Source organism: Tomitella gaofuii (assembly GCF_014126825.1).
Lineage (GTDB): Bacteria > Actinomycetota > Actinomycetes > Mycobacteriales > Mycobacteriaceae > Tomitella > Tomitella gaofuii.
In genome coordinates, this window is sequence record NZ_CP059900.1 from 324,740 (window position 1) to 344,135 (window position 19,396).

The window sequence follows — 19,396 nt, forward strand, 5'->3', positions numbered from 1 at the left end:
GGCCGGTACCGGCGGCGCTGCCGGCTATGCCCCCTCTCCTGACCGCGAACTGCCATGCTTGGCACATGACCCTGTTCGCCGTGCTGATCTTCATCGCCGCCACCGCGCTCCTCGCGCTGGTGTTGTACGTGATGATGCGACGTGAACAGCCTTCTAGGCTGGCCCGCGCGGTGGAGGCATACGGACTCGTCGTCCTCGTGGCGGCGTGGGTTTTCCTACTGATCGGGCTGGTACGCGGAATCTTCGCGGGGTGAAGTGTCCGGTCGCCCATGCCGCGCCGACGTCCTGAACGGAATGGCGATCCGCTCACCCGACACAGAGTGTTTCGTCGCGCCGAGTCGCATCGTCGTGTTGAGTTCTTTGGTGGAGTGAGGGGACCTGACACAGGACAGAGGGCAGGCCAGTGGAGAGGACCCGAGGCGCTCGGTGCGCGGTCGTGCTCGGAGGCGCGGTCGCCGCGGCGACGCTCTCGGTGACCGTATGGCAACCGGCGTCAGCGGCGCCGCAGACGGACATGACGTGGTCGGGAACGGATGCGGCGCAGGCCACAACGCTGTCGGCCGGACCCAAGGAGGCTGTGCGCCGCGACCTGGGCATCAGCCCGCGCGAATACGTCGAGCGCGCGCACGATGCGCGAGCGGTGTCAGCCGAGGCGCAGCGGCTCCGGGAAGACGATCCCGGAGCGTTCGGTGCCGCCTGGCTCCGGCAGGACGGGACGCCGACCATCGCCGTGACGGCTGCGGCGGCAGCACAGGAGGTGCACGGCGGCGGCGACGGCGTGCCGGGTGTGCCGAAGGGCAGCCTCGCGTCGCTGGGCGCCTCCTGAACGGGGCCGGTCAGGAGGTGGACGCCCCCCGGGCCTCGCGCCGCTCGCGCTGCGGCACCACGGTGTAGCGGGGGTCGTGCGCGGAGGCCTGCCCGGCGTGGAAGATCGCGAACCGTGTGCAGGCGGACCCGGCGGTGAGCGCCAGGCCGGACAGGACCGACGCGATCCTGCTGCGCTGCCCCGCCACGGCCCCCACGGCACCGGCAGTGGTGAGCGTGGTGGCGGCCGTGTGCAGGTTGCCGGCCGTGCCCTGGTGCAGCGGCTCGGCCGTGATACCCATGCTGTGCTGCATGATCCGCGAGGCGCCGAGCTCCAGCACCGCCCCGCCGACGGCGAGGTTCCGCGCCGGTCCGGACTCGCCGAGCGGCCCGGCCACCAGTCCCATTCCGCCGGTGGCCGCCGCGGCGGAGCCCACGAACACGAACGGCAGCTCCCGCTTGGCCGCGTGCCAGGTGGGCGTCGCGGTATCGGTGAGCAATACCGCGGTGTAGGAGGCGACGGCGGGCGCGATGAGAGCGGCGACCATCCCGCCGGGACGTCCCGCTACCCCGAGCGTCCGCCCGATTCTGCTGCGGCGCACCGACTCCGGCATGAGCCCGATCAGCTCTCCGGCCGTGGCCAGTGCGTTGAACGGGCCGTAGGCGGACAGGATCCAGGTGCCCACGCTCATCGGCGAGGTCACCTTGGCCACCCGCAGCATGTGGTGGAACCGTGCCGGCCGGCCGAGGTCGTGGATGAGAGCGTAGAGGCTGCCCGCGATGGCGCCGGAGGCGACCAGGCGCGCGGACCGGCGCTGGCGCGGCAGCCCGGCCAGGTCGGCGCCGGCCGCGAGCAGCGAGGAACCGCCCGCGAGGCCGCCGAGGAACAGGTAGGCCGGGATGTCCGCCTGCCACGGCGAGGCCTTGACGACGGGACGCCCGTAGTAGGAGGTGAACTCGGCGTCGGGCACCATGGCCTGCTCGCCGCGGCCGCGCCGCCGCCTGCGCTTGCCGCCGCCCCGCCGTCGCACATCCTGTTCGGTCACCGTCGCCCCCCTCCGGCCCCGATGAAGGCCGCTGCGGCGCCGCCGAGTAGTGCGGCGGCCGCCAGCGCCGCCTGGCGCCACATGCCCGGCAGGTCCTTAGTGGTCACCACCGGGTCCGGCGGCAGCCCGTACACCTCCGGCTCGTCGAGCAGCAGGAAGAACGCCCCCGTGCCGCCGACACCGTTGCCCGGGTCGTGCCCGTAGAGCTGCGCGGTGGTCTCCCCGGATTCGACGAGCATGTCAAGCCGGCCCTGCGCCCGTTCGCGTAGCTCGTCGAGGTCGCCGAACTGGATCGACTGGGTGGGGCACGCCTTCGCGCAGGCGGGTTCCATGCCGTCGGAAAGCCGGTCGTAGCAGAGCGTGCACTTCTGCGCCAGGCCCACCGCAGGGTCCCCGGCGGGCCCGTCGCGGCGGTCGATCACCCCGTACGGGCAGGCAGGCACGCAGTAGCCGCAGCCGTTGCAGATGTCGTCCTGCACCACGACGGTGCCGAACTCGGTGCGGAACAGCGCGCCCGTGGGGCACACGTCCAGGCACGCGGCGTGGGTGCAGTGCTTGCACACGTCGGATTCCATGAGCCACCGGAAGTCCGCGTGCTCGCGGTGCTCCGGGTCGGCGCCCGGGAGGGTGGCGGTGGGCATGCCCAGGTCGACGGTGTCAGGACGCCCGCCGCCCTGCCCGGGGGCCGGCAGCTCCTGCTCGATGAAGGCGACGTGCCGCCAGGTGGAGCCGCCCAGCCCGCCGGTGTTGTCGTAGGACATGCCGGTGAGCGCGATCCCGTCCTCGGGCACCGCGTTCCACTCCTTGCACGCCACCTCGCATGCCTTGCATCCGATGCACACCGACGTGTCGGTGAAAAAGCCCTTGCGCGGCGGCGGGTCGGTGTAGCCGGCGTCGCGGGCCGGGTCGAACGGTCCGGTACCGGTGCCACCCGACCCCGGGCTGAAGAATGACCGGCCCAGGCTCGACAGGAACCCGGCACCGCCTGCGGATGCGTCGTCCACGTCCGTCACACCTCCGTTCCGGTCTGCGGCGTCACGCCCGCGCGGCGCCGGTATTCCTCGACGAACTCCAGTAGCGCGGGACCCCGCGGGCGCCGGCCCGGCTGCACGTCGCAGCTGGTGGACTTGGTGGCCGGGATCGACACGTTGGGGTCCAGCGCCTGCGGCAGCAGGTCGTTGGCGGCGTCGCCGGTGGCGATCCCGTTGGGCCCCCAGTGATACGGCAGCCCCACTTGGTGCACGGTCTGCCCGCCGGCGCGCAGCGGCTTCATCCGCGGGGTCACGAGCACGCGTGCCTCCACCGCGGTGCGGGCGGTGACGATGGTGGCCCAGCCGCCGTTGACCAGCCCGCGTTCCCGGGCTAGCTCGGGACTGACCTCGCAGAAGAACTCCGGCTGCAGCTCCGACAGGTACGGCAGCGTCCGGCTCATCGCGCCCGCGGTGTGGTGTTCGGTGAGCCGGTAGGTGGTGAACACGTACGGGAACACCGCGCTGCCTGCCGCGCCGTGCGCAGGGTTGTAGCGGTTGTAGCGGCCGGGGTGCGTCTTGCGTGCCGGGTTGGACTGCTGCGGGTACAGCGGGTTGCGCAGCGGCGACTCGGGCGGCTCGTAGTGGGTGGGAAGGGGGCCGTCGGCCAGGCCGGTGGGCGCGTAGAGCCAGGCCCGCCCGTCGTCCTGCATGATGAACGGCTCGTCACCGCCGATCGCGTCCTCGGCGAGCGCGCCCGCCGGGGGCCGGTAGTCGGGCGGCTTGGTGGCCTCGAAGTCCGGCACATCCACGCCCACCCAGCGGCCGGTGCGCCCCGAGCCGTCAGAGTTGCCGTCGGCGGGAGCGTCCGGGTCCCACCAGACGTGCTTCTTGCGTTCGCTCCAAGGCCGGCCCTCCGGGTCCGCCGAGGCGCGGTTGTAGAGGATGCGCCGGTTCGCCGGCCACGCCCAGCCCCACTCGGCCGCCACCTGGTCCTGCTCGGTGTGCGGTGTGCGGCGGTCCGCCTGGTTGACGCCGTCCGCGCCGACCCCGCAGTAGATCCAGCAGCCGCAGCGCGTCGAACCGTCGTCCTTGAGCTGGGTGTAGCTCGACAGCGGTGCGCCGTCGGAGTCGGTGCCGTTGATCTCCTCGAGCACCGCGACCGCGTCCGGCTCGTCGGTGCCCGGCTCCAGCCGGTAGTTCCACGTGAGGTCCTGCAACGGCCGGTCGCGCTCGTCGGTGGACCCGGCCACGCGCTGCTTGAGGATGCGGCCCAGATGGTAGTAGAACCACAGCTCGCTGCGCGCGTCGCCCGGCGGGTTGACGGCCTGGCGGTGCCACTGCAGCAGCCGCTGCGTGTTGGTGAAGCTGCCCTGCTTCTCCACGTGGTTGGCGGCGGGGAAGAAGAACACCTCGGTGCCGATGTCCTCGGTCCGCATCTCGCCGGTTTCGATCTCCGGTCCGTCCTTCCAGAACGTGGCCGACTCGATGAGCGAAAGGTCGCGGACCACCAGCCAGTCCAGGTTGGCCAGGCCGGCGCGCTGCATGCGGCCGTTGGCGGTGCCGACGGCGGGGTTCTCGCCCACCAGGAAGTAACCGCCCCCGCCCTCGTTCAACTGCCGCTCCACGGTGGTGGTGGAATCGTGCACCCCGGTCATCCGCGGCAGGTAGTCGAAGCAGTACTCGTTGTCCTCGGTGGCGGCGTCGCCCCACCACGACTTGAGCAGGCTGACGGCGTAGGAGCGCATGTTGCCCCAGTAGCCCTTGGCGCCGGCGTCGGCGCCCACGAACTCGTCCAGGCCCTGGTGCTTGTGGGCGTGCGGCATGGGCACGTACCCGGGCAGCAGGTTGTAGAGGGTGGGGATGTCGGTGGAGCCCTGGATGCTGGCGTGCCCGCGCAGCGCCATGATGCCGCCGCCGGGCCGGCCGATGTTGCCCAGCAGCAGCTGCAGGATCGCCGCGGTGCGGATGTATTGGACGCCCACCGTGTGCTGGGTCCAGCCGACGGCATAGCAGAACGCGGTGGTGCGATCGCGGCCCGAGTTCTCCGTCAGCGCGCGGGCCACGCGCAGGAACTGCTCGCGCGGAACGCCGCACGTCTCCTCGACCGTCTCGGGTGTGTACCGGGCGAAGTGGCGCCGCAGGATCTGGAATACGCAGCGCGGATCTTGCAGCGTGGGGTCGACGTGCGGATGCTGCACCTCCCGGGTGGCGCGGGCGCCGCCGCTGCCGGCGGACTCCGGCTCCGCATGTTGTCCGGGGGCGCCGCCAGGGCTGCGCTCGGAGTCCTCGTGCGGGCCCACGTCGCGTTTGCCGGCGGCGGCCGTCTTCTCCGCGCCCTTGTACTGCCAGCTGGAGGTGTCGTAGCTGCGCGAGTCCTCATCGAACCCGGAGAAGAACCCGGCCAGTTCCTCGGTGTCGCGGAACTCGTCCGAGACGATGATCGGCGCGTTGGTGTAGGCGGTCACGTACTCGTGGAAGTACGCGTTGTTCTCCAGCACCTGGTGGATCAGCCCGCCCAGGAATGCGATGTCCGCGCCGGCGCGGACCGGCACGTGCTCATCGGCCATCGCCGAGGTGCGGGTGAAGCGCGGATCCACGTGGATGACCTTCGCGCCCTTGCGCTTGGCCCTCCATCACCCACTGGAAGCCCACCGGGTGGCATTCGGCCATGTTCGAGCCCTGAATGATGATGCAGTCCGCGTTGGCGAGGTCCTGCAGGTAGCTTGTGGCGCCACCACGTCCGAACGAGGTTCCCAGACCGGGAACGGTGGAGGAGTGTCAAATGCGCGCCTGGTTCTCCACTTCCAGCGCCCCGAGCGCCGTGTAGAGCTTCTTCATCAGGTAGTTCTCTTCGTTGTCCAGCGTGGCGCCGCCGAGCGACGCGAACCCGGACGTGCGGCGCACCCGGGTGCCGTCGTCGGTCTCCCACTGCCAGAACCGGTCGCGCGCGTCCAGCACGCGGTCCGCGACCATCTCCATGGCCTCGTCCAGGCCGATCGGCTCCCACTCCGCGGCGTGCGGGCGGCGGGGTAGAGCACCGTCTCCGGGCGGCCGGGATTGGTGACGAGCTGCTTGGAGGCCGAGCCCTTGGGGCACAGGCGCCCGCGGGAGACGGGACTGTCCGGATCGCCCTCAATCTGGGTGACCCGCCCGTCTTTGACGTAGACGTTCTGCCCGCAGCCGACGGCACAGTACGGGCAGATGCTCTTGACCACCTTGTCCGCCGACGCGGTGCGCGGTGTGATCTCGAGGCTCCGGCGCGACTGCGCAGCGGCCCCGCGGCCGAGCGGGTCGCCCCCGGCGAACTGGCGCCACACGGGCCACCCGCCTGACGATCGGCGTCCTGACACGGCGCACCTCCCGGCTCGTACTCCACGCGCTCCGCCGCCCCGCGGGCAGCGGCTGCCTCACACGCTACCCGGCGGGCGGAGGCGCCGGGAGCGTATTGCTTCGCGCGATGACGCCAGACTAAGGGCAGGGCCGTGGTGTGTTGTGGTGATCCGGCTAGGAGGGGGCGAAGCCGCCGAGCTCGAAGCTGATGACCGCCGCGGCGAGCAGTCCGCCGAGCACCGTCGCGGTGATCGCGTATCCGGCGGCGGCACGTCTGGACCTGCGGAATACGGCCATCACCAGTGCCGGCGTGAGCAGCAAGGCGAAGCAGAGGGCCCACGTCCACCAGTACGACTCGGCAATCTCCGCAGTGCTTCCGGGGGTGGGGTCGATGGGTGGCACGTTCAGGGCCTTTTGGATCCTGAATGTTGCGGGGACAAAGACGAATACGGCGATGATGCTCGCCGCAATGACCCCCCACCCGGCGCTCCAACGCGGCGGGTAGCGGGTGGGGGGTGCAGTTGCGGAAGGCATGGTTCCAGGGTTGCACGTGGCGCTCATCGGTGGCGGGCTCAGTTCATCGCCCCTACTCGTTCGGATGGGAGTCGATGATCTTCTTGAGGTACTTGACTTCTTTAGCTAGCTCGGTGCGGCCGGTATGGGTGATGGCCACCCAGGTGCGCGGCCGCTTCCCGACGTAGCCCTTCGACGTCTTGACGAGTCCCGCATTCTCGAGTATAGCGATGTGGCGTGACAGGTTGCCCGCGGTCAGGTTGAGCGTGCTGGCGATGAGCCGGAACTCGGCCGAGCTGGCCTCGCGGAGGAGGGCCATGATCCCCAGCCTGGTCTTCTGATGGATCAGCTCGCTCAATTGCGTCGCCGGATGGTCCATGTCACCGCCGCTCTGTCAGAGCCAACAAGAGAGCGCCAATAAGGAGGACTATTGCAGTGAGCCCCACGTTCACCATGAGGCGGTTCTCCAGTGCGATGTCGACGCCGGAGGCGACAAGCGGGTTGGCGACGTCGTAGAGGTTCGACACCAAGCTCGCGGACAAGGACACGGCGCCCACGCCGACCATGCTCCAACGCCTGAGGATCAGTCCCCATGCGAGGATCACGAGAGCAATCAGGATCAAGGGAGTCAGGCCTCGAACCAGCAGGTCCCCCGGTGCGTTTGCTTGTAGGAAATCAGGAAGAAAGACAGTCAGCACGAAGTACAACCCGTACAGGGCAAGGCCGAGAATTGCGGCGCCGGCCGCGTTGATCCGCACTCCGCGGACCCGGTTCCACGACATCAGGTAGACCGCGATCAGCGCATACGCGATGGGGAGCGCCACGAGCCAGTACCCGGCAGCAGCGGCCGGGTACTGCAACCCGCCGAAACCGAGCAGGACGCCGCTCCTGTCGTGTTCGCCCCACTCCGACATCGGCAGCCGCCGATACAGAGGTGATGCTGCTGCGACAACAATGCCCAGCAGTGCAACGGGAATCCACAGACGTGGACGGGAGCGTCTTGCGAACCGCCGGCTTCGCTGCACCTCGGTCAAGAGTCCCAGGGCGTCTTCCTGCGGGTGCATCGTCCACCTCCAGAGTGTGCGCTGCAAGTGACTTTGTCTCGCAAACCATATCCGCACCGATCTCCGTGTGTGCGGCGAATGGCCTGTTTGTCACAGATCGATCTGCAAATCGAGAGGTCACGCCGCCCCGGCCCCCAGGGACGTCCCCCACGGAACCCTGAGCGATCTCATACTTTCGGCGGCGGGGAATCAGGCTCCCGACCGATGTGCCCGGGCGCCGAAGTGCGTCACAGTGCTTTGTATACGCAGCGCGTCCAGCATCGGTCGCGGTCTTCGTGCACCCGGCCCGGGGTGACGTTGCGCACGCGCTGCCCGCGTCCGGCCTGGTCGCGCCAGGGCATCCATGGCTGGACTCACTAACAAGTGGTACCAACTAACACGAACCCGCAGCAGTCGTCACCGCCGCGCCATGCGCGGACGGTGCAGTACGGAGAGGCCGCCCGCATGGCATCGATACTGTTCCGCGTCGGAAGGTTCTGTTTCCGGCACAAGTGGTGGATCATCGCGGCGTGGCTGGCGGCCCTGATCGCCGTGGCCTCGATGGTGCAGGCGTTCGCGCCCAAGTTCGCCAAGGACTTCTCGCTTCCGGGCACCGACGCGGGCATCGCCACCGAGCAGATGCAGGACTACTTCCCGCAGGTGATGACCAAGCAGGAGAACGCGTCCACTTCCGTGCTCATCCAGGCGGACGACGGGCTGTCGCACCACACCGAGCAGATCGACGCGCTGGTGGCTGACCTCAAGGGGCTGCCGGAGGTCTCCGATCCGGCGTCCATCGCGAACCCGGTCGCCGTCGCGGAGGCCCAGCCGCAGCTGGCGCCGAGCGTGCTGGGCGACGACGGGCGCGTGGGGCTCATCCAGGTGGACCAGGACATCAACATGATGGACCTGACCGTCGACAACAAGACCGAGCTCACCGACATCCTCGACGAGCACCGCGGCGGCGGGCTGCAGGTGGAGGCGACCGGCGCGCTCATGCAGGTGATGTCGCCGGGCGGATCGGCCGAACTCATCGGTTTCGCGGTGGCCTTCGTCGTCATGGTCGTGGCGTTCGGGGCGCTGATCGCGGCGTTCATCCCGCTCGTCACCGGGCTCCTGGGCGTGGGCCTGACCATCATGCTGTTCACGTTGGGCGCGGAGTTCCTGTCCATCAACGAGTCCGCAATCAGCATCATCACCATGCTCGGCATCGCGGTGTCCATCGACTATGCGCTGTTCATCGTCTCCCGCTACCGCAGTGAACTGCAGCGCGGCGGCACCAAGGAGGACGCCGCGGGCCGCGCCGTGGGCACCGCGGGCAGTGCCGTCATCTTCGCCGGGCTCACCGTCATCATCGCCGTCGTCGCGCTCAGCGTCGTCGGCATCCCGATGATCACCCAGATGGGCGCCGGCGCGGGGATGGCCGTGGCCGTCGCCGTGCTCGCGGCCATCACGTTCATCCCGGCGCTGCTCGGCGCGTTTGGCCGCGTCGCATTCCTGCCGCGGATCCCGTGGATCAAACATGCCGACCCGAGCGCGGGCGGCGAGACCAACGGCGTGCGCTTCGGCCGCACGATCGTGCGCCGGCCCATTCCCGTCATCATCGGCGGGCTCGTGCTGTTGGCCCTCGCCGCGATCCCCATGTCCAAGCTGGAACTGGGGCTGTCGATGGAGAGCGACGACGAGGTGGCCGCGCTGGATCTGATGTCCGAGGGCTTCGGCGAGGGCGTCAACGGTCCGCTGTTCGCGGTGCTGCACAGCGACGACGGAAACGTGGCGGGTGCCGCCGACGCCGCGGTGAGCACGATCGCCACCCTCGACGACGTGGCCAACCCGCAGGCGCTCACCTGGGTGGGCAACGGCACGACGGATCCGGCGAACCCCAATGTGGGCGCCGACTCCGCGCTGATCATGATCACCCCGGAAAGCGCGCCGGCCTCGCAGCAGACGCACGACCTGATGGAGAACATCCGCGACATCGCCCCGGAGATAGAGGCGCAGGGGGCCGAGCTGCACGTGGGCGGCCAGACGGCGATCATGTCGGACTTGTCCGCCAAGCTCGATACCGCGCTGATCCCGTATCTGGTCGTGGTCGTGGGGCTCGCGTTCCTCATCATGATCGGCGTGTTCCGCTCGCTGTGGGTGCCCCTGGTCGGCACCGTCGGGTTCATCTTCTCGGTGCTCGGGGCCTTCGGCGTGACGGTGGCCGTGTTCCAGGAGGGATGGCTGGGGATCATCAGCCACACGCAGCCGATCCTGTCGTTCCTGCCGATCATGCTCATCGGGCTCGTGTTCGGCCTGGCCATGGACTACCAGGTGTTCTTGGTGACCCGCATGCGCGAGGAGTACATGCACGGCATGAACGCCAAGGACGCCATCATCGCCGGCTACCGGCACGGCGCCCGGGTGGTCACCTCCGCTGCGCTCATCATGATCAGCGTGTTCGCGGCGTTCATCCTCTCGCCGGACACCACCGCCAAGATGATCGGCTTCGCGCTGGCCATCGCCGTGTTCTTCGACGCCTTCATCATCCGCATGATGGTGGTGCCCGCGGTGCTCGCACTGCTCGGGGACAGGGCCTGGCGCCTGCCGAAGTGGCTGGACAAGCTGGTGCTCAACTTCGACATCGAGGGCGGCGCCATCAAGGACCGCGGATTGGAGGCCGTCCCCGCGGGCGAGGGCGGCGCGGACGGAAACGGCGGACAGCCCGTGCCGGTAGGGTCCCGTTGATGTCCGGATCCCAGGCGCCCGCCCGGCCCGCCCCTGCGGCGGGCCGGGCGGGCGCACCCGCGAAAGTGTCGTTGCGCGAGAAGCAGAAGATCCGCACCCGCGGGGCGATCCGCGCGGCCGCCATGCGCCTGTTCACCGCGCAGGGATACGGCAACACCACGGTGGAGCAGATCGCCCACGAGGCCGAGGTCTCGCACACGACCTTCTTCCGCTACTTCCAGACGAAGGAGCAGGTGGTGCTCTCGCACGACCTGGACGACGCCATCGACGCGGCGCTCGCCGGGATCCCGCCCGGCCTCGGCCACTTCGATCTGCTGCGCCGGCTGATCCGGGAGATGTACCAGGTGCACGCGGCAGACGAGTGGACCAGCGACCCGCAGCGCATGGCGCTCATCGACGCCGAAACCGCGCTGCGCGAGGCCTACCAGCTGCAGAAGGAACAGAGCATCGCGGAGGCCGCGGAGTTCTTCGCCGACTACTTGGACGTGCAGAGCGACGACTTCGCGTTGCGCGTGTTCATCGCCGCCGTCGGCGGGGTGGCCTTCCGGCTCATGGGCGAAGACGACTCGGGCTGCGTGCCCGACGGCACCGACCTCGACCGCATGATGGCGGCCATCGACCTGCTCGAACGCGGGCTGCCGTTGGAATAGTGGCGCGCTACGGCCACCGCCCCCACGCGGCGAGCACCCGCGCGGTGAGGTCGGCCTCGGCGCCCGGATCGTGCTCCGGCCCCAGCGCGCCGTGGTCCCGGAGCAGCGTGCGCACCGACGCGCCCCGCTCGAGCAGGAACACGCCGAGCGCGGGATCAATCGTCACCGACGGCGCGGCGACGGACGCGATGTCCCACCCGTGCAGCACGAGCTCCTGCACCCGCAGCACCAGCAGGGTCGGCACGTCGATGTCGGCGAGCGGGTGGTGCAGCGTGATCGCGCTGCCGCGGTGTTCGGTGATGCGGTCATTCAGCATCGCCGACACCCGGCGGTGTGCCGCCGCCGCGTCTCCGCCTGCGTGATCGGCGGTCCTGCTCCACGCCACCTCGGCGGGGTCGCCGCCGGAGAAGTAGTGCTGGTAGCGGATCGCCCCGCCGAGCACGTGGTTGGCGACGTCGCGCAACGTCCATCCCGCGCAACGGCCGGCATCGTCGCCGGTGAGGTCGGTGCGCGCGAGCACGGCGCCGAACCCGTCCGTGGCGCGGGTGAGCAGGCGCAGGTCGGCGTCGGTGATCGTCACGGCTCCGACATGCCCCGTTCCAGCTGGCCTGCGATCTGGGCCTCCAACCGCTGCAGCCCGATCTGCGGCATGACGATGAGCCCGTCGAGTTCCTTACGGGCCCGCTTGTAGGCGGCCTGCCGCTCCTGGGCGGTGGCCCCGTCGTCGAAGGCGAGTCGCAGCAGGTGCTGGGCCCGGGTGAGCCGCTCCTGTTCACGGGGGTCGAAGCCGCCGTGGCGGCGGCGCTTCGCCTCCGTCTCAGCCACGTCGAAGGCGATCGCGTAGGCGTGGACGGCGTCGCGGTACTCGGTCTGCGCGTCGAGGTCGTCGAGCAGCGTGTCGGGGTCGTCGGGCTTGAGCAGATCCGCCCGGCGCTTGGTCTTGTGAAACTCGACGGTGAGCGGCTCGCGCAGGTCGATCATCATCGGGTAGTCGAGCAGGGTGACCAGATCGGTCTCGTAGGCGAACCAGCGCGTATCGGTCTGCCGGTGCTCGTCGAGGGCGCCGGCGATGTCGCGCTTCTGCGCCTGGCGGTCCTTGTGCTGCCGGGCGTTGGCCTGGGCGACGGCCACCTTGGTCTCCTGCTTGATGCGGAAACGCTCCTGGCGCCGCTCCGCGCGGCGCTGGTTGGCGGCGCTGATGCCCTTGGCGACTCCACCGATGCTGCCGCCGAAGACGAAGACGAGCCACCAGTAGTTCCCGGCGAATTCGAGCAGTGCGTCCACGTCCCCATCCTGCCAGCCGGTGGCGCGGGACACAGCATCGGCGTTGCGGTTGCATCATCCCGCACTGTGCTTGCCTCCGTGTCTCCGGCTGCCCGCACTGCCCCCGTCGACCAAGTGGATTCTGCACGTTCCGTCGCGTGATCCGGCGAAAAGCACTTGCTCGGCGAGGGTGGCGCGGCCCGGTTGCCACCGGGAGTCGGGATCATGCCTCCGCGAGCCGCGGGATGATCCCGCCCGCCAGCACGTCCGCCACCTGGCGCTCGCTGAGCCGGTGCCGGGTGGTGAACGTGCTGTCCTTGGTGGCGTTGCGCACCGTCACCGTGTCGCCGTCGGCGATCGCCGAGCGCAGTCCCTCGAATTCGAGGACGTCGCCCGAGCCGATCGCGTCGTAGTCGGCGGGGTCGTCGAACTCGAGTGCCAGCACCCCGAAGTTGGCGAGGTTCTGCCAGTGGATGCGGGCGTAGGACTTGGTGATCACCACCCGCAGCCCCAGATACCGGGGTGCGATGGCGGCGTGCTCGCGCGAGGACCCCTGCCCGTAGTTCTCGCCGCCGATGATCACGTGCTCCCCGCCGGAGTCGCGCTGTTCCAGCGCGCGCTGCGGGTAGGTCTCGTCGAGCTGGGTGAAGCTGAACTCGGCGAGCTTGGGGATGTTGGAGCGGAACGGCAGCGCCCGGGCGCCGGCGGGCGAGATCTCATCGGTGGAGATGTCGTCGCCCGTCATCAGCAGGACGGGGGCGGAAAGCCGGTCCGGCAACGGGTCGAGCTCCGGCAGGCTGGAGATGTTGGGCCCCTTGACGGGCGTGACCTCGCGCGCCGCGGCAGGCCCGAGCGGCGGCACCAGCATCGCGGTGTTCACTGCGGAGACCTCCGGCAGCCGCAGCTCCGGATATTCCTGTGCTTCCTTCTCGGCCCAGTCACGGGGGTCGATGATCTCCCCGACGAGCGCCGACGCGGCGGCGGTCTCGGGCGAGCACAGCCATACCGAGTCCTCCTTGGTGCCCGAGCGGCCCGGGAAGTTGCGCGGCATCGTGCGCAGCGAGTTGCGTCCGGTGGCCGGAGCCTGGCCCATGCCGATGCACCCCATGCAGCCGGCCTGGTGAATGCGCGCACCGGCGACGACGAGCCGCGTGGCGGCGCCCATCGTCATCAGATCGGACAGGATCTGCCGCGAGGTGGGGTTGACGTCGAAGCTCACGTCCGGCGCGGTCTGCCTACCCTCGACCATCGCGGCGGCGATGGCGAAGTCGCGCAGCCCGGGGTTGGCGCTCGAGCCGATGACGACCTGAGCGATGTCGGTGCCGGCCACCTCGCGCACCGGCACCACGTTGCCGGGCGACGACGGCTTGGCGATCAGCGGCTCGATCTGCGACAGGTCGAGGGACTCCTCGACGTCGTATCGCGCGCCGTCGTCCGCGAGGAGTTCGACGAAGTCGTCCTCGCGCTGCTCGCCGCGCAGGAACGTGCGCACGGCGTCATCGGAGGGGAACACGGTGGTGGTGGCGCCGAGCTCGGCACCCATGTTGGCGATCACGTGCCGGTCCATCGCGGTGAGGTGTGCGAGACCGGGGCCGTGGTACTCGATGATCCGGCCCACACCTCCCTTGACGCCGTGGCGCCGCAGCATTTCCAGGATCACGTCCTTGGCCGAACACCACTGCGGCAATTCGCCTTCCAGGCGCACTCCCCAGATCTCGGGCATCCTGATGCGAAGGGGATTCCCCGCGATGGCCAGCGCCACCTCCAGGCCGCCCACGCCGATGGCGAGCATGCCCAGCGAGCCGGCCGCCGGGGTGTGCGAATCGGAGCCGACCATCGTCTTGCCGGGGATGCCGAAGCGCTGCATGTGCGTCGGGTGCGAGACGCCGTTGCCGGCCTTGGAGAACCACAGTCCGTACCGTTCGCAGGCGGTGCGCAGGTACTCGTGGTCCTCGGCGTTCTTCTGGTCGGTCTGCAGCAGGTTGTGGTCCACGTACTGGACGCTGACCTCCGTTTGCGCGCGGTCCAGGCCGAGCGCCTCGAGCTCCTGCATGACCAGTGTGCCCGTGGCGTCCTGGGTGAGGGTCTGATCGATCCGGATCCCGATCTCCTCGCCCGGGGACATCTCACCCGATTCGAGGTGGGCGGCGATCAGCTTGCGCGCAACGTTCTCCGGCATGGGGTGTTCCTCCGTCCCGTCGTCCGGCTATCCGGTACTTGCGTCGATGGTGCCCTCGAACGGGAACGGCGTTCCCGCCGGTTCGCAGCCGTCGAACGCCCCAGTGGGCATCGGCAGCGAGACCCCGGCCATGTCGCCCTCGCCGTCCGTGCCCTGATGCACCGACACCTGCACGGCCAGTGCGCTGTCCAGCGAGCCCGGCAGCTGCGTGCCCATGATGCCGCTGATCGGGTAGATCAGCGATGCGTCGGCGCCGTCGACGGCGATGCACGTGACGGGGCCGGTCACCGTCAGCGGCGTGGAACTCGATCCCAGTTGGACCGTGGCCGTGTAGGTACCGGTGGTGGTCCCGTCCGTCGATCTCATGCCCTGGGCGTCGATCTTCAGCAGGTTCACGCCGGGCGCCAACTGCAGATTGCCGTCGATACTCAGGTGTGCGGGCGGCGGAGCGTCCGGTGGCGCCGCCGCGGCCGCCGATACGCCGCCCACAGTGAGCCCGGCCGCGAGCAGTCCGGCCGCGCCGCAGCGCAGCACCGTGCGTGCGGGGGCGTGCATCTGCAGCCCGTTGTTCGTCGTCATGAGGTGGGCCTCCTGGTCGGTCGAGCGCGTGGCACGGCCCCGGCGTCCGCTGAGGCCCGTCGCCGCGTCACGCGGTCGGTACCGCGAAACGCAGCACCGCTGCGATACCCCGCCGGCCGTCCGTGTAATCGTCCTCCGGAAGATCCACCAGCGTCACGTCCGCCCCGCACGCGGACGATGCCGCGAGCGCGTCTCCCGTAGGCCGGTCCGCGGCCTCGTGGCCCAGCACCACCGTGCTCACGGCGCCCTGCCGGGCGGCGTCGGCGACCGGCCCCGGCCCGCACACCGTCAAACCCTGGCTCCTGGCCAACTCGAATGCGTCGGTGTCCGCGGCCAGGCGGCGGCTGCGCAGCGTGTCGGCGATCTCGTCGATCTGCTCGGCGAGCGCGGCCTCCGCCGCGTCGTCCTGGACGCCGCCCCTGTCGGCGTCGACGCTGATCCGTGCCAGATGCTCTGGAAGTTCGCCGTGCACGGCGGTGCGTCCCTGCACTGTGCCCGCGAGGATCAACACGTCCGGCCGGAAGCGCTCGGCCGTCCGTACCAGGTGTGCCGCGATGTCCGCCGCGTTCTGATGCACCACCTCGTCGGCCCGACGCTGATTGTGCTTGTGCGACAGGTAGCCCCTGCGGGCCTTGTGCACGCGTGCACCGCCGGACCCCGCCACCGCGCTGTCCGCGGCGGAGAACTGTTGCTCCTCGGCCGGTTCGGATCCGTCGGGCCCCAGCTCGCCGAGCACTTCCTGGCGGATACGGGCGCCCTGCTGGTCGGCGACGGCCACGAGCAGGCGCACCGCGGTGAGCGCCTCGCGCAGGTAGCGGTCCAGTTGCGGGACGTCGGACCAGTACCCGGCGTCGCCGCTGCCGAGGGATGCGTCCCAGTGCTCGTCCAGCAGAACCCCGTCGTCGCATGCGACCAGTACCCGCCCGTCGGCCTGCACCTCGCCGACCGGATCCTGCTGCAACGCCGCGTCCAGTGCAGTGAGCGTCGCCCGGGTCGCCCCGTCGGCCTCGAGGCGTTCACGCACCGACTGCCACCGCAGCCGCGACTGGGTGCCGGCGTCCTCGCCGGGCGGGCGGTTCTCCAGGTACACCGTGGCCATCGGGCCCGGATGCTCGAGTACGGGGCGGAGGCGTGTGAGCTCCACTGGCGATCACCTCTTCCTGCCAGTGCGCCGCCGTCGGGGGCTGGTCCACATCGCCGGCGGCCCGGGTGCATTCCATCCGTATCTACGACCGTACGCGGTCTGTGCGGTGGTGCGGCGCTACAGCAGCCCCGCTGCGGTGAGCCCCGTGCGCAGTGTCTCCACGTCGGCGGCGGGTGCCGAGCGCAGCGGCATGCGCAGCGCGTCCGACTCGATGACGCCGAGCATCTTCATCGCCGCTTTCGCCTGGATGGCGCCCTGCGAGACGTGCATGATCGCGTCCACCGCGGGGATGAGCCGCCGGTGGATCTCCTGCGCACGCGGCAGGTCGCCGCTGTCGACCGCCGCGATCATCTCGGCGTACCGGTCCCCGGCGACGTGCCCGACCACGGAGACGATGCCGGTGGCGCCCTGGGCGAGGTGCGGGAGGTTGACGATGTCGTCGCCCGAGTACCAGAGCAGATCGGTCTCCGCCATCAGCCTGCTGGCCTCGAAGAAGTCGCCCTTCGCATCCTTGACGGCCCGGACGTGCTCGATCTGGGCGGCGCGCCGGACGGTGTCGGTGGTCAGCGCGGTGCCGGTGCGCCCGGGGATGTCGTACAGCATCACCGGCGTGCCGTCGCCGGCCTCGGCGACCAGCCGGAAGTGCTCGAGGATGCAGTCCTGCGGCGGCTTGTTGTAGTAGGGGGTCACCACCAGGAGCGCGTCGGCGCCGCGGGCGACCATCTCCCGTGCCGCGCGGGTGGAGTGCTCGGTGTCGTTGGTGCCGCAGCCGGCCATCACCGTGACCCGGTCGCCCACGGCCTCCACCACGGCCTGCACCGAGTCGTAGTCCTCGTCGTCGGTGGTGGTGGCGGACTCGCCCGTGGTGCCGTTGACCAGCAGGCCGTCGTGGCCGTGGTCCGCCAGGTGCACGGCCAGGCGTTGCAGCCCGTCGTAGTCGATCGAGCCGTCCGAGTGCATGGGGGTCACCATCGCCGTGATGACCCGCCCGAAGGGGGTGTCCACCATGGCCACGAGATTACCCCCGGGCCCGGGCGAGGATCTCCGCCGCCAGCCGCGCCGGCGCCTCCTCCGGAATCCAGTGGCCGATGCCCTCCAGCGGCACGAACAGGTAGTCGGCGGTCACGTGATCCCCGCAGGCCTCGGCGCCCGTCCGCCCCAGCGCCACGTCCTCGGTGCCCCAGACGTAGGTGGTGGGCACGTCGACCGGCGGCAGCTTCGACATCTCCGGGGTCATCGCCCGGTACCAGTTCAGCGCGGCGACGAGGCCCGCGCGCGTGCCGAGGCGGTCCAGGTGCGCGTCGATGAGATCGGCGGGCACCGCGCCGCCGAACATCTCCCGGAAGCGCCGCGCCCCGTCGGCCAGCAGCGCCTCCTCCGCCCGGCCCTCCTCGCGGAACACCTGCATGTACTGCGATTTGCGGCGCTGATCCGGGTCGTTCTTCAGCGCGCTGCGGAACGCCGCGAGGTGCGGAACCGAGACGGCCGTGAGCGTGGCGACCCGCTCGGGGCGCTGCGCGGCGAGGGTCCACGCCACCGAGGCGCCCCAATCGTGCCCGACGATGTGCGCACGGCCGGCCCCGAAGCGGTCGAGGATCCCGAGGACGTCGTCCACCAGGTTGTCGATCAGGTAGTCCTCCACCTCAGGCGGGCGCGCGCCGGGGGAGTACCCGCGCTGGTCCGGAGCGATCACCCGCAACCCCGCGGCGGTGAGAAGAGGCGCTATCGCCCGCCACTCGTCGTACGACTCCGGGAACCCGTGCAGCAGCAGCACCGGCTCGCCATCGTCGGGGCCGGCCACGGCGACGTCGAAGGTGTGCTCGCCGACTGGGATCCGGCGAATGTCGGTGAAGGGTGCGGGGGTGCCGTGGTGTGCGTCGCTCATGCCCGGGATTGTGCCCGCATCACGGCGTGTGCGCCCGGGATCCGGTGCGCTTTGGTAGTTTCCGGGACATCGATGGCGGTGGAGTCAAGTCGTGCGGGAGGACAGGTGCGAGCAATGCCGATTGTGGGCGGCCGCCGGTCACTGCCGGGCCGGGCGGTGGTCGGCTGCGCTTTGTCCGTGCTCCTCGCGGCATGCGGCAGCAGTACCACTGCGGACGGCGGCAGTGGCCCGTCGGCGGCGGCGGCGCCGGACATTTCGCAGAGCGGGCGTATGGACTACGCGTGCGCGCTGGTCCGTGACCTGCCTGCCGACGGAAGCGTCTTCGATCCGGAAGCCGGCAGCGCGGTCGGTGCAGGCTTCGCCGGTGCCGTGCGGCTCTTCGGTGCATTGACGGGATCGCACGTCCCCGGCTATGAATCGCTGTCCGCGCACGCCGTCGACGCGCTTGGCAGCACCACCACGCTCGATATTGACGGTGTCGACGCGAGCATCACCGCGATGGCCGATGACTGCGCTGCGCGGGGACTGCCGGAGGACACGCCGGACGTGTCGCGGAGTGGGCGGGTCGACTACGCGTGCGCCCTGATCGCGGATGCGCGCGCCGGCGACTATCCACTGGGCCGGTCGAACTTCGCCGTCCATGACGAGGCCGACCCGACCCTGACCGCCGTGGCGGCTGCGGCCGGGTTGATCGCAGGGCCCGGCCCCGTCGGCGGTGCAAGTCACCTGGACGGAACCATCGATGAGGGCCTGGACGCGTCCGCCGCCACGATCAACGAGGCCATCCCGGCCCTCGACTTCGAGCGGCTCAACAGCGGCATCGACGCGCTCGCCACCGGGTGCGCCCAGCGCTGAGGCCGCATCGGCGACGATCGTCCTGACGTTCCACTTGCAGTGCTCCGTCCCGTGTCGGGCCTCGGATCTCCTCGCAGGCTTATCGCAAAGTATCCACGATTATCGTGTCAAAGAGGATATTGGTCGATACATGTGGAGATTCGGCGATGGACCTTGATCTCAAGCCATTCAACCTCGGGGCTGGGTCCCAGCCGCTGACGCGCTCGCCGGGGCGATTCGCGCGTACGGCGGGGCGCTCACCGATGATGCCTTGAACATCGTCCTCGCCGCCGCGGACGGCTACCCATACTTGCTGCAGGAATTCGGCAAGGCACTGTGGGCCAACGCTGACCGTGCACCCTTCACCGCCGACGGAAAGCCGATCATCGACCGCGCCAGCGACAGCTGACGCGTATCGCGGACAG

Annotated in this window: 18 protein-coding genes and 1 pseudogene; 6 read left to right on the forward strand and 13 right to left on the reverse strand. The window is 70.1% G+C overall.

Annotation, left to right across the window (positions count from 1 at the left end; translation table 11 throughout):
- Positions 1 to 65: 65 nt before the first annotated feature.
- On the forward strand, positions 66 to 254 hold the full coding sequence (locus tag H4F70_RS01560; protein ID WP_182358768.1) for a hypothetical protein: 189 nt from the start codon (positions 66 to 68) through the stop codon (positions 252 to 254).
- 182 nt (positions 255 to 436) lie between these two features.
- Positions 437 to 826, forward strand: a complete 390-nt coding sequence (locus H4F70_RS01565; protein ID WP_182358769.1) for a hypothetical protein — start codon at positions 437 to 439, stop codon at positions 824 to 826.
- 10 nt (positions 827 to 836) lie between these two features.
- Here H4F70_RS01565 and nrfD read toward each other — a convergent pair whose 3' ends face one another.
- The 6 genes and pseudogenes from nrfD to H4F70_RS01600 form a co-directional block, all read right to left on the reverse strand.
- Positions 837 to 1,850 (reverse strand): NrfD/PsrC family molybdoenzyme membrane anchor subunit, encoded by a 1,014-nt coding sequence (gene nrfD, locus H4F70_RS01570; RefSeq protein ID WP_372497617.1) that lies wholly within the window; start codon positions 1,848 to 1,850, stop codon positions 837 to 839.
- A complete protein-coding gene (locus tag H4F70_RS01575; RefSeq protein ID WP_372497618.1) occupies positions 1,847 to 2,821 on the reverse strand; it encodes a 4Fe-4S dicluster domain-containing protein in 975 nt (324 codons plus the stop codon). The genes nrfD and H4F70_RS01575 overlap by 4 nt, the downstream gene beginning before the upstream one ends.
- Positions 2,822 to 2,859: 38 nt before the next feature.
- Positions 2,860 to 6,171 (reverse strand): annotated as a pseudogene (gene fdh / locus H4F70_RS01580) (formate dehydrogenase).
- A 154-nt stretch (positions 6,172 to 6,325) separates the two neighbouring features.
- On the reverse strand, positions 6,326 to 6,553 hold the full coding sequence (locus H4F70_RS01590) for a hypothetical protein (RefSeq protein WP_182358770.1): 228 nt from the start codon (positions 6,551 to 6,553) through the stop codon (positions 6,326 to 6,328).
- Positions 6,554 to 6,737: 184 nt separating this feature from the next.
- The gene (locus H4F70_RS01595) at positions 6,738 to 7,022 is read right to left on the reverse strand and encodes a transcriptional regulator (protein ID WP_220471752.1); all 285 of its coding nucleotides are present in this window, start codon (positions 7,020 to 7,022) and stop codon (positions 6,738 to 6,740) included.
- A gap of 22 nt (positions 7,023 to 7,044) precedes the next feature.
- Positions 7,045 to 7,728, reverse strand: a complete 684-nt coding sequence (locus tag H4F70_RS01600; protein WP_182358772.1) for a hypothetical protein — start codon at positions 7,726 to 7,728, stop codon at positions 7,045 to 7,047.
- A 444-nt stretch (positions 7,729 to 8,172) separates the two neighbouring features.
- On the opposite strand from H4F70_RS01600, the gene H4F70_RS01605 reads away from it, so the two are divergent.
- Positions 8,173 to 10,437, forward strand: a complete 2,265-nt coding sequence (locus tag H4F70_RS01605) for an MMPL family transporter (protein ID WP_182358773.1) — start codon at positions 8,173 to 8,175, stop codon at positions 10,435 to 10,437.
- Positions 10,437 to 11,087 carry a TetR family transcriptional regulator gene (locus H4F70_RS01610; RefSeq protein ID WP_182358774.1) on the forward strand — a complete coding sequence of 217 codons (651 nt, stop codon included), beginning with the start codon at positions 10,437 to 10,439 and terminating at the stop codon, positions 11,085 to 11,087. The genes H4F70_RS01605 and H4F70_RS01610 overlap by 1 nt, the downstream gene beginning before the upstream one ends.
- 7 nt (positions 11,088 to 11,094) lie before the next feature.
- Here H4F70_RS01610 and H4F70_RS01615 read toward each other — a convergent pair whose 3' ends face one another.
- The 7 genes from H4F70_RS01615 to H4F70_RS01645 form a co-directional block, all read right to left on the reverse strand.
- Positions 11,095 to 11,667 carry a maleylpyruvate isomerase N-terminal domain-containing protein gene (locus tag H4F70_RS01615; RefSeq protein WP_182358775.1) on the reverse strand — a complete coding sequence of 191 codons (573 nt, stop codon included), beginning with the start codon at positions 11,665 to 11,667 and terminating at the stop codon, positions 11,095 to 11,097.
- Complete coding sequence (locus H4F70_RS01620) at positions 11,664 to 12,371, reverse strand: hypothetical protein (protein ID WP_182358776.1); 708 nt, start codon at positions 12,369 to 12,371, stop codon at positions 11,664 to 11,666. Before H4F70_RS01620 ends, H4F70_RS01615 begins: the two co-directional genes overlap by 4 nt.
- Positions 12,372 to 12,573: 202 nt before the next feature.
- Entirely contained in the window at positions 12,574 to 14,529 is a 1,956-nt protein-coding gene (locus tag H4F70_RS01625; protein WP_182358777.1) for an aconitate hydratase, read from the reverse strand.
- Between the two features lie 27 nt (positions 14,530 to 14,556).
- A complete protein-coding gene (locus H4F70_RS01630) occupies positions 14,557 to 15,108 on the reverse strand; it encodes a hypothetical protein (protein WP_235681278.1) in 552 nt (183 codons plus the stop codon).
- A gap of 67 nt (positions 15,109 to 15,175) precedes the next feature.
- A complete protein-coding gene (locus H4F70_RS01635; RefSeq protein WP_182358778.1) occupies positions 15,176 to 16,252 on the reverse strand; it encodes a baeRF2 domain-containing protein in 1,077 nt (358 codons plus the stop codon).
- A 117-nt stretch (positions 16,253 to 16,369) separates the two neighbouring features.
- On the reverse strand, positions 16,370 to 17,260 hold the full coding sequence (gene dapA, locus H4F70_RS01640; RefSeq protein WP_182358779.1) for a 4-hydroxy-tetrahydrodipicolinate synthase: 891 nt from the start codon (positions 17,258 to 17,260) through the stop codon (positions 16,370 to 16,372).
- Between the two features lie 10 nt (positions 17,261 to 17,270).
- Entirely contained in the window at positions 17,271 to 18,137 is an 867-nt protein-coding gene (locus tag H4F70_RS01645) for an alpha/beta fold hydrolase (RefSeq protein WP_182358780.1), read from the reverse strand.
- Between the two features lie 114 nt (positions 18,138 to 18,251).
- Here H4F70_RS01645 and H4F70_RS01650 point away from each other — a divergent pair, with 114 nt between their 5' ends.
- Both H4F70_RS01650 and H4F70_RS01655 read left to right on the forward strand, forming a co-directional pair.
- Positions 18,252 to 18,992: a hypothetical protein gene (locus H4F70_RS01650; RefSeq protein WP_182358781.1), complete on the forward strand. Its 741-nt coding sequence runs from the start codon at positions 18,252 to 18,254 to the stop codon at positions 18,990 to 18,992.
- Positions 18,993 to 19,242: 250 nt separating this feature from the next.
- Positions 19,243 to 19,380 carry a hypothetical protein gene (locus H4F70_RS01655; protein ID WP_182358782.1) on the forward strand — a complete coding sequence of 46 codons (138 nt, stop codon included), beginning with the start codon at positions 19,243 to 19,245 and terminating at the stop codon, positions 19,378 to 19,380.
- Positions 19,381 to 19,396 lie beyond the last annotated feature (16 nt).